The sequence below is a fragment of the Planktothrix sp. FACHB-1355 genome, assembly GCF_014748295.1.
Classification (GTDB): Bacteria; Cyanobacteriota; Cyanobacteriia; order Cyanobacteriales; family Aerosakkonemataceae; genus Aerosakkonema; species Aerosakkonema funiforme_A.
The window spans coordinates 1-5593 of record NZ_JACJUP010000365.1; the positions used below are offsets into that span (position 1 = coordinate 1).

The 5593-nt window shown below is 47.0% G+C and carries 6 protein-coding genes; 1 reads left to right on the top strand and 5 read right to left on the bottom strand.

Going from position 1 to position 5593, the window contains the following annotated elements; all coding sequences use genetic code 11:
- From H6S82_RS15995 to iscB, 3 genes are all read right to left on the bottom strand, one after another.
- Positions 1-1365 (bottom strand): CIA30 family protein (locus tag H6S82_RS15995; protein ID WP_191056414.1); only part of this gene is annotated, 1365 nt, incomplete at its 3' end.
- Positions 1366-1405: 40 nt separating this feature from the next.
- On the bottom strand, positions 1406-1810 hold the full coding sequence (locus H6S82_RS16000; protein WP_347339508.1) for a XisI protein: 405 nt from the start codon (positions 1808-1810) through the stop codon (positions 1406-1408).
- Positions 1811-1839: 29 nt separating this feature from the next.
- Positions 1840-3126 carry an RNA-guided endonuclease IscB gene (gene iscB, locus H6S82_RS16005; protein ID WP_191056415.1) on the bottom strand — a complete coding sequence of 429 codons (1287 nt, stop codon included), beginning with the start codon at positions 3124-3126 and terminating at the stop codon, positions 1840-1842.
- Between iscB and H6S82_RS16010 the strand changes: the two genes are divergently transcribed.
- Positions 3104-3274: a hypothetical protein gene (locus H6S82_RS16010; RefSeq protein ID WP_190464298.1), complete on the top strand. Its 171-nt coding sequence runs from the start codon at positions 3104-3106 to the stop codon at positions 3272-3274. The two genes, iscB and H6S82_RS16010, sit on opposite strands and share 23 nt — an antisense overlap.
- 103 nt (positions 3275-3377) lie before the next feature.
- Here H6S82_RS16010 and H6S82_RS16015 read toward each other — a convergent pair whose 3' ends face one another.
- Together H6S82_RS16015 and H6S82_RS16020 are read right to left on the bottom strand one after the other, a co-directional pair.
- The gene (locus tag H6S82_RS16015; protein WP_190464297.1) at positions 3378-4370 is read right to left on the bottom strand and encodes a GDP-mannose 4,6-dehydratase; all 993 of its coding nucleotides are present in this window, start codon (positions 4368-4370) and stop codon (positions 3378-3380) included.
- A gap of 58 nt (positions 4371-4428) precedes the next feature.
- Positions 4429-5593: pentapeptide repeat-containing protein (locus H6S82_RS16020; RefSeq protein ID WP_191056416.1), on the bottom strand; the 1165-nt coding region annotated here is incomplete at its 5' end.

A 5593-nucleotide genomic window follows, 5' to 3' on the forward strand; every position in this document is an offset into this window, starting at 1 on the left:
TAGGCACAATTCGGCGATATCTTCCCGGCTGACTTTGCCGCGAATGTTGTCACCTTGCTCGAAAATTAACGGTTTGCCACCCGGTTCTTCTGTTAGCGCACAAGGTCTGATAATAGTATAAGGAATACCGCTGGCTCTGATAACATCTTCGCCGCGCAATTTCCAAGTCAGAATTCCGCCTAATTGGTCATTCATTCTCACTGCTGGCGGTTCTGCTTCTAAGTTTAATCCCGGACGACCGGGACGAGTGACGCCAGCGGAACTAATGGCGATGAATTGCGGACGGTAGTTACCATAAGCTGCGATCGATCCGACTTGCAAAGCAAAGCCGCCCGGTGTAAAGTTGGGGTTGAGCGCTCCGTCGTATTCAAATTTGCTCAGCATCAACTGGAACGATCGCACTTTGCTAGCATTGATTTTTTCGGAGTTTGACAAAGTTTTGGCGCGAAAAACCGGAATTAAATCGGCGAAAGGTACGCGCACACTTATCCAGGTGTTTGCTACCGTGTCGAAAGAATAGCTGTAGGCGACACCATCCCATTGAGTTTCTGTGCGAATGAAGAATTTGTATCGCTTTCCGTCTCCTTTGACGCGCAATTCGATACCTTCGTATCCAGATAAATCTAAGGGAATGTCAAAATTGCGGGTACGGACGGAAGCAAAACCGCCGGAATTGGCAGTCGATACATTGCCGGCAAATAATGCGGTGTTATCTACTAATTGAATACCGCTTTGACTGACGCCACCCATGACGACATCATCGACAGCACCCCAAATGTTTTTTAAGTCATCGGTTGCTTGGCTGAAATCGAAGATGATTTTTTCATCGGATTTAGGGAGATATTTGGCAGCTATTTCTACCAAATTTTTGATGCCTTGATAGTCCACAATTTCCGGACTGTCTACTACTTCTGGCATATAAAATTTGATACCTTGGTAATATTTGGCGCGATCCGGTGTATCTCCTTCCACCGGTTGCACGCGCACTCCGGTACAGCAGACGATCGCACTCACTTCGCTCATCAATGCAGGCGTCAGAGTTTCTGGTATAGTAATATCGCCCTCGCACAATTCCACTTTGTCTGGAAGCATTTGTTTTGCTCTTTGGGAATCTCGAACTAAGGCGCGTACTCGATAACCGCGATCGATCAGTCGTCGCACCACGCGCTTACCCACACCGCCAGTTGCACCCGCTACCAATATCGTTCCCACTTTTTTATCTCCATCAGGTCTGATATTATTATCCTTGGTGCGACCTTGCAGCAACCGTTGTATGCAGTTGAGGAAAGGGATAACCTCGAAATAAGTGAGAGTTTCCACAAATCTGCTGAAATCCCATTGGGAGCGATTGTTTTGTTCTGTCATACTTTGAGGGGCTAGTTACTTCCCTGATGCAGGGGCGAATTTAAGCTATCGCATATCCAGTATACTGCCGGACATTGGGAGCATGAAAAGCCAAAACAATTTTATCTTTTGGAACGCCTGCGGCAACCAGTTCATCGGTAATGCCAGTTTCAATTCCGTCTCTTTGAATCCAAATTTTGCCGTTAACGATTTCAACGTGAACGACACAACCGTGAACTCTGCGTTTACCGTCCCAACCTGACACCATAATGACAAAATTGTTCCGTTCGCGATCGATAATGAATTTACTTTCAAGTTCCCCATGACTGTAAGGAATCCGATGATGTGCTTCTAAAATGCGTTCTATGATATTGCGATACTCTTCTACTGTATCCATCTCAGATGCGGCAAGGGGACTCCCGTTATACAAGGGTAGGGTTAGCGGTCGGGGAATTGCCGCCAGCATTAAAATTGAGCGTGAGCGAATCCTTGTTTTCAGGGTTGTTGATATTCATAGCCGTCAGCCTTATGAATGGTTTTCAAGTATTTGGGGTGTACATCAAACTTTTGAGTGGGTAGTTGAAGAACAAAGCTTGGTCTAAAACGGATAGCAATGCGACCTATATATTTCCCTGTATACTTACCCGACAAAATATCAGCCTTAACAATGTCGCCAGTTTGAAATCCTTGGAAAAACTGACGCTTTGGAGCATGAGCTTTGGGAAATCCGTATTTATCGGGACGACAACGTTGACGAGTCCCGTGTCCCTTGGCTTTAACAATTAAAGGTTTAACACCTTTTAGTAATAGTTTTTCAGGAGTAGATTCGCCAACACAAGCCGCATCAGTCCAATGAGACTTTTCAATCCCTCTAGTCTTGCGATTAAACTTTGTCCGACCTCCAGAAGCTGCCTCTAGAGGCAACCCAGTTGTTTGAAGCCTTCTATATAATTCCCATCGGGTAGCATTAACTGCTGCTGCATCTTTAAGGGGTGCTTTTGCTTGAGCTAAAACTCGTTTGAGAACTTCGGGTTTCTGCTGAAGAAACTCCTCAATAGATTTATTTCCCTTGGCTTGGTTGCAGGAATGGCAGCTAAGACAAAGGTTACTAATTCGATTAGAACCACCTTTGCTCCTGGCAAGGATATGTTCAATCTCGAATGGAACGTTTTTTCCGCCGCAGTAAGCACACTTTCTATCCCATTTCTGAAGTAGATATTCCCTCACCTCAAAGCCAAATAGTTCACCTCGTTGGTACTCTAACCCGCTAATTTCAGGATTCTGTATTTGCTGCAAATCAAACCGGACTAACTCTTGAGAAATTGCGGTGACTGGGCAAAGTTTCGTGATTCGTCTAACCCAGGTTTCAATGTTGGCGATGCGACTCTCAAGAGATGGTGGTAGCCAACCCTGTTTACGGGTTCTGTTTAAGAAACGAGGCTTGCGGTAACGGGTCTTACGGTTACGACGACCTCTTCTTAAAGACCGCCTAGACTCAAGCGCATCTTTAATCTGTTGCCCTCTGTGTGCAATTTCTAAGCCTTTGGTTACTCGCCCTGTTTGTTCTTGAACAACAGCAATGCCAGTCGTTTTAGAACCTGGGTCGATTTTGATTCGGTGAGGATGAGTGACTGAATCTTCAACAACTCTATCTGGCAGAATTATTGTGAATGGATAGCGCTTATATACTTTAGCCCTCCCTTTATGTAATAGTTCTCTTGCTCTTGCTGGATGGCAAGGGTCAAGAGGATTTAAGCTTTTGTCTAATACGAAAACGCGCATTACTGCACCTCTCATTACTGGTAAAGTTTGCCTCGACAATGTTATTCAACCTTGTTGGGTACAACTCACTGGTTTAACTCGTTACACCTGTTTAAAGCTGTACGAAAGAGCTACAAACTGGCACGCATCTGTAGGTTTCTTGAGTTGAATAACGTAGTGCGCGAAGCACTTAGTCTGGTCAAGGAGCGAGCTTTTTCAAGCTCCCGTCATACCCGTTAGGGTTGACGGTGAGTTCTTGACTTGGCTAATATCTATTTACTGAAAGTAGCAGGCGATATCTTGCCATTTTTCAATCGTTCCAAATCTTTCAAAACCATTTTTTCTATAAGAGCTTCAAAGCTAACTTCAGGCTCCCATTTCAAGTTATTTTTGGCTTTGGCTGGGTTGGCAACTAATTGAAAATGTTCGTCCTGTCGGAATAACTTTGGTTGTACCGCGACATAGCGATTCCAGTCCAGTCCCACGCACTCAAAGGCGGTAGCCACCAGTTCCCGAACGCTATGTAGCTCACCGGTGCCAATTACGTATTCCTCCGGTACATCAACTTGCAGCATCCGCCACATTGCTTCTACATAATCTCCAGCATAACCCCAGTCGCGTTTAGCATCCAGATTGCCCATTTCAATTGTGTCGCTCAACCCTAATTTTATTGCTGCTGCGGCCAAACATACCTTACGAGTGACAAATTGAGGCGGGCGTCGGGGCGACTCGTGATTGTATAAAATACCGCTACAAGCAAACAAACCGTAGTGCTGGCGGTGATGCACCATAGTCCAATGAGCGTGTAATTTTGCCGCTGCGTAGGGATTCATCGGACGAAAGGGCGTTTGTTCGTCTTGGGGCGATCGATCTACATCACCAAACATCTCCGAACTGCTAGCTTGATAAAAGCGAGTCGCGAGTCCCGCTTTGCGTACTGCGGCCAACAATCGCGTTGCCGTTCCCGTGACCAAATCCAGCGTTCCCAGGGGATCGTTCCACGAATCCGGTACGAAACTGGGAGCCGCCAAATTATAAATTTCTTGGGGCTGCAATTGTGCCACCGCATCCTCAAGAGCCCCACAATCTGTGAGGTCTACAGCGTAAATTTCTACCCGATCGGCAAGAGAACCCAGTTTTGCTAGATTAGTTTGGCGTTGCGGTAGCAACAATCCCACGACGCGATATCCTTTTTCCAAGAGCGATCGGCTGAGGTAATAGCCATCTTGGCCTGTAATTCCTGTGATAAGTGCTGTCTTGGTCATCGATCGTTAGTCCCGGTCATTAGTTATCCGCAAAACTGACAACTGACAACTGACAACCTTACCACAAGCCTCTTTTACCGCTAGGTCGCACTGTCATCCAGTTTGTCTTTGCCGTAGCCAACTGCTCTTCTGTTATTCTGGCACCTGTAAGATTTGCTCCACAGAGGTTTGCGCCTCTGAGATTAGCATTGCTTAAATGGGCGTAACTTAGGTCAGCTCCCCGCAAGTCAGCACCTTCTAAGTCTGCATAGCTCAAATAAGCCCTACCTAAATTTGCATCCCGCAAAATGGCGTAATTTAAACTCGCTCTGCCAAAATCGGCATGGAACAAATTAGCTCCTTGGAGGTTTGTTTTGTTCAACCTTGCCTGATGGAAAATTGCTTCCGACAAATTAGCTTTTTGCAGGTTGAGCAAGCTGAGATTTTGCTGTGCGAAATCGCGTCTGCCCTTGTTATAGGATGATTGTACTTCTTGGGCATCCAGCTTGCGGGGCACTTTGCTTTTATTTCCAGTCGAACCGCTACTCTGTACTGTATTTCCGCCGGTTCTGCCCATACCGCTCCGATTCCCTGCTATGCCTGAGTTTATATCGGTTCCCTCCAGTCTAGTTCGTCGAGCGCGAATCGCCATTGCCGCACGGGAAACCGACCCCGACCCAGCCGCTCCACCTGACGCTCCCGCCGAACCGCTGGAAATTGGCCCGAACTTGCTAGGAGGCGGCTGGGAGACACCAGAGGGGGGAACGATCAGACCCTGAGCTAAGCTATCCATATAAGGTTCCAGCTCTAGGGCTCTGAGGACTTCATTCGCTGACTGATAGCGGTGTCGAACTGATACCTCCAGCATTTTTTTGAGAACTTCGACAAAGTGGGGGCTGACCCGGATGTGTTTTTCCCACAGCATCTCGCCGGTGGATGGATTGTAATCCAAGTCTTTGGGAGATTTGGCAGTCAGCAGATAAATGCAGGTGACTCCCAGAGCGTAGATGTCGCTGGCATAAACCGGGCGCATGGCCATCTGCTCTGGTGGGGCAAAACCGGGAGTACCGATCGCATAAGCTGTTAGGGCTGTTTGCTCTGAAGCGCTCGAAGCGGCTTGGTTTACCTGGTTCTTCACTGCCCCAAAATCGATCAGTACCAGTTTTTTGTCTTGTTGGCGACGAATTAAGTTCGCCGGTTTGATGTCCCGGTGAATTACTTGGTGGCTGTGGATGTACTGCAAT

Excerpts from the sequence above, each read along its gene's own strand:
- H6S82_RS16000 (WP_347339508.1), bottom strand. The coding sequence starts at position 1,810 with ATGCTGGCGGCAATTCCCCGACCGCTAACCCTACCCTTGTATAACGGG.
- iscB (WP_191056415.1), bottom strand. The coding sequence starts at position 3,126 with ATGCGCGTTTTCGTATTAGACAAAAGCTTAAATCCTCTTGACCCTTGC.
- H6S82_RS16015 (WP_190464297.1), bottom strand. The coding sequence starts at position 4,370 with ATGACCAAGACAGCACTTATCACAGGAATTACAGGCCAAGATGGCTAT.